This is a genomic window from Streptomyces sp. NPDC055078 (assembly GCF_053607985.1).
This window is the reverse complement of sequence record NZ_JBSGUP010000808.1, coordinates 1-3322: the sequence shown is the minus strand read 5'-3', so window position 1 is coordinate 3322 and position 3322 is coordinate 1. Positions and strand designations below refer to the sequence as shown.

The following is a 3322-nucleotide window of genomic DNA, read 5'->3' as shown; positions in this document are numbered from 1 at the left end:
GGTGGTGGCCGCGTGGTCGAACACGAAGGGGCCGAGGACCGCGGCGAGCACGACGAGCGTGAGGCCGGCGAGCACGGCGATGACCTGCGGGGTGAGGAGGTTACGACGCAGCATGATCATGCCTCCGCGATCGTCGAGCGCGGGTCCAGGATCGCGATGGCGAGGTCGATGACGAGGTTCGCCCCGAGGACGAGCAGCGCGTACACGAGCACGATCCCCTGGATCAGCGGGTAGTCCTTGGCCGTGATCGAGGAGACGATCGTGGACCCGATGCCGGGCACGGTGAACACCGTCTCCACGAGCACGGTGCCCGCGACGAGCCCGACGAGCACCACACCGCCCGTCGTGAGGGTGGCGGTGACGATGTTGGGCAGCGCGTGGCGCACGTACAGCAGCCGGCCGGGCAGTCGCTTGCTGCGCGCGGTGGTGAGGTACGGGGTGTCCAGGACGCGCAGCATCTCGATGTGCACGATCCGGGCCAGATAGGCCAGTGGCCCGGTCGCCAGCGCGAGCACGGGCAGCACCGCCTGGCTCGGCGTGCCCCATCCCGCGGGCGGGAAGAGCGGCAGGGCGACGCCGAGGGTCGCGATGAGCAGCACCGCGAGCAGGAAGTTCGGGATCGCGATGAGGAACCCGAGCAGGCCCGAAACTCCCAGGTCCAGGAAGCGGCGCCGGCCGCCGCGGGCCGAGACCGCCGTGGCGACACCGATCGGGAACGCGCCGGCGACGGCCACGAGGAAGGAGATCACGGCCAGCAGGAGCGTGGTGGGCAGCCGCTCGCCGAGGATCTGGGAGACCGGTCGCTGCGAGGTGATCGACATACCGAGGTCGCCGCGCGGCAGACCGGTAGCGTAGTGGGTGAACTGGGCCCACAGGGACTGGTCGAGGCCGAGCTGTTCGCGCAGCGCGTTCACCGTGGGCAGGGGGGCGGTGGGCCCCAGGGCCGCTCGTACCGGGTCGCCCGGCACCAGCTGGACCAGGAAGAACGAGGCCACCAGCACGATGGCGAACGAGATCGCCGCGCGACGCAGTCGTCGCAGGACGAACGCGATCCGCGGCGATCCGGCGAGGAGCCGCGGGCGTCCGGCCCGGGCGGCGGCCGGTTCGGCTCGCTCGGGGGGCGGGACGGTGGTGACCGCGTTCGGGGGGATCGTCATGCCGTCAGCCCAGCATACGGATGGTCGTGGGCGCGATGCCCCACGGCACGTCGGCGGTGGCCCCGTTGAAGAAGGTCGGCGTCGAGGTCTGCGCGAGCGGGTAGGCGTCGACCCGGTCGATCAGCTCCTTCTCCGCGCTCTGCCACAGGTCACACGCCGACGTGGTGTCCTTGGCGGTCAGCGCCTGCTTGGCCAGTTCGTTGTACGCGGGGTTCTGCACGTCCATGAAGTTGTAGCCGCCTTTCTCACTGGTGGCACCGAGGAAGAACAGGCTCAGGGTGGAGGGCTTGGTGGGGGCGAGCTGGATGAAGCCGGTGTCCCAGTCGTAGGTCTGGTGCAGGTCGGTCGACCAGCCGGTCGGGTCCTCGGCGACGAGCTTGGTGTCGACGCCGATCTCCTGCCACTCGGCCTGGATCTCCTCGGCGGCGGCGGAGTGGCTGGGCGTGCCCGCGTCGTAGAGGAAACGGATGGTCAGCGGCTTGCCGTCCTTGGTGCGCTTGCCGCCGGCGCCGAGTGTGTACCCGGCTTCGTCGAGCAGCGCGCCGGCCTTCCCCTTGTCGGTGGCGGGCAGCGTCCACTTCGGGCCGCCCTTGACGCACAGGAACGGCGACTGCACGACCAGCGACTTCATCGGCTCGGCGTGCCCGTTGGTGACGAGGTCTCCGATCGAGGTGCGGTCGAGGGCGATCGTGAGCGCCTTGCGCACGCGCTCGTCCGAGGTCGGCCGGCCGGAGCGCTCGTTGAAGAGCATCTCGCCGATCGGGTTCGGCACGCTCTTCGACTTCAGATTCGCGGCCTGGAGGCGGTCGCGGTCGGTGCCGGCCACGGCTGCCGCGTTCAGGCCGCCGGACAGCAGCAGGTTCGCCGCCGTGGACTCGTCGGTCACGACCTTCCCGACGACCTTGTCGGGCAGTCCCTTGGTGCCGCTGGTGACGCCCTGGGGTCCCCAGGTGTAGTCGGTGCGTTTGGTGTAGACGTACTCGTTGCCCGCCTTGGCGGAGGTCAGGCGGTACAGCGCGGTGCCGTTGGTCGCGTTCTTCAGCGAGTCCGGCTTGTCGAGGCCGCCCTGGCAGACCATCTCGACCGCGCCCGTCATGCTGAGCAGGAACGGGTTGCTGGTCTTCGACGTGATCGTGAGCTTGTTGCCGTCGGCCGTGGCCTTCATGTCGGCGGTGATGTCGGAGCCGTGCCAGAAGGTGCCGTGCTTGGCGTCCGCCTGGTAGGTGATGTTGTTCGCGGCGGTCGTGGCCGTGAACGCGCTGCCGTCGGAACAGGTGACGCCGTCCTTGAGGGTGTACGTCACGGAGGTGGGGGTCTGCGTCCAGCTCTGCGCGAGCCAGGGCAGGGACTGGCCGTCGTCGGAGGTGTGGACGAGCGACTCGTAGGCGTAGGGCACCAGTTGGCGCTGCACGAGCGAGACGCCCGTGAGCGGCGAGAGGCTGCCGGGATCGTCGTTGAGCCCGACGTTGAAGGTGCCGCCGGAAACGTACGTGACCGGTCCTGCGCCCGCCTGGGTGCCGGAGCCGCAGGCGGCGAGCGTTACCGCCGCGACCGCACATGCCGCGACCGCGACGGACGGCTTGAGGTGCTTCCTGGTCATTGCTGTCGTCCTTTGGTTCGACGCGGTGCGGGACGGGAGCCCGGTCGACGGGAGCCTGATCGATGGGAGCCTGGCGGCGTCGGGTATGCCGAGGCCCTGGGTCCGAGGCTAGAAAGCCCGGATACCCCCGACAATGTGCCGACGATGCAGAGAATCGTGGCGCACTGTGCTGTGAACACAGCGCCCGGCACCACATCGGCCCACGGTCCGGGGCCTGACGGACCCCGGGGTGCTCGAACGGATCGCCGCGCGGCCCGCGGAGCTGGACAGCCCGGCAGAGCGGCCGGGGTGCGGCCCCGGGCCTGGGCACCGGGTCACGGGGCAGGCTGGAGCCGCCGCGCGGGAAGCCGACGAAGCCGGTCTTCCCGCTCAGTGGGTCCGCTCAGGCGAGGAGATTCGCGAGCTGGGCCATCTCGGTGGGCGGGTCGACCACTGGCTGGATGAGGAGTTCGTCGATGCCGGACTGTTCGAGGGTGGCGATGCGGGCGAGGAGGTCGTCGCGGGTGCCGACCAGGGCCAGGGTGTCCATCAGCGAGGGCAGGACCAGATCCCGGTCCCGCGGTGC

The 3322-nt window shown here is 70.3% G+C and carries 2 protein-coding genes and 1 pseudogene; all 3 read right to left on the bottom strand.

The window, feature by feature from the left end; all coding sequences use genetic code 11:
- Positions 1-116: 116 nt before the first annotated feature.
- Complete coding sequence (locus tag ACWF94_RS37030) at positions 117-1157, bottom strand: ABC transporter permease (protein ID WP_453499074.1); 1041 nt, start codon at positions 1155-1157, stop codon at positions 117-119.
- A 4-nt stretch (positions 1158-1161) separates the two neighbouring features.
- Positions 1162-2757, bottom strand: coding sequence for an ABC transporter substrate-binding protein (locus ACWF94_RS37025; protein WP_453499072.1), 1596 nt, complete (start codon positions 2755-2757; stop codon positions 1162-1164).
- 382 nt (positions 2758-3139) lie between these two features.
- Positions 3140-3322, bottom strand: a pseudogene (locus ACWF94_RS37020) (LLM class flavin-dependent oxidoreductase); the annotation flags it as partial.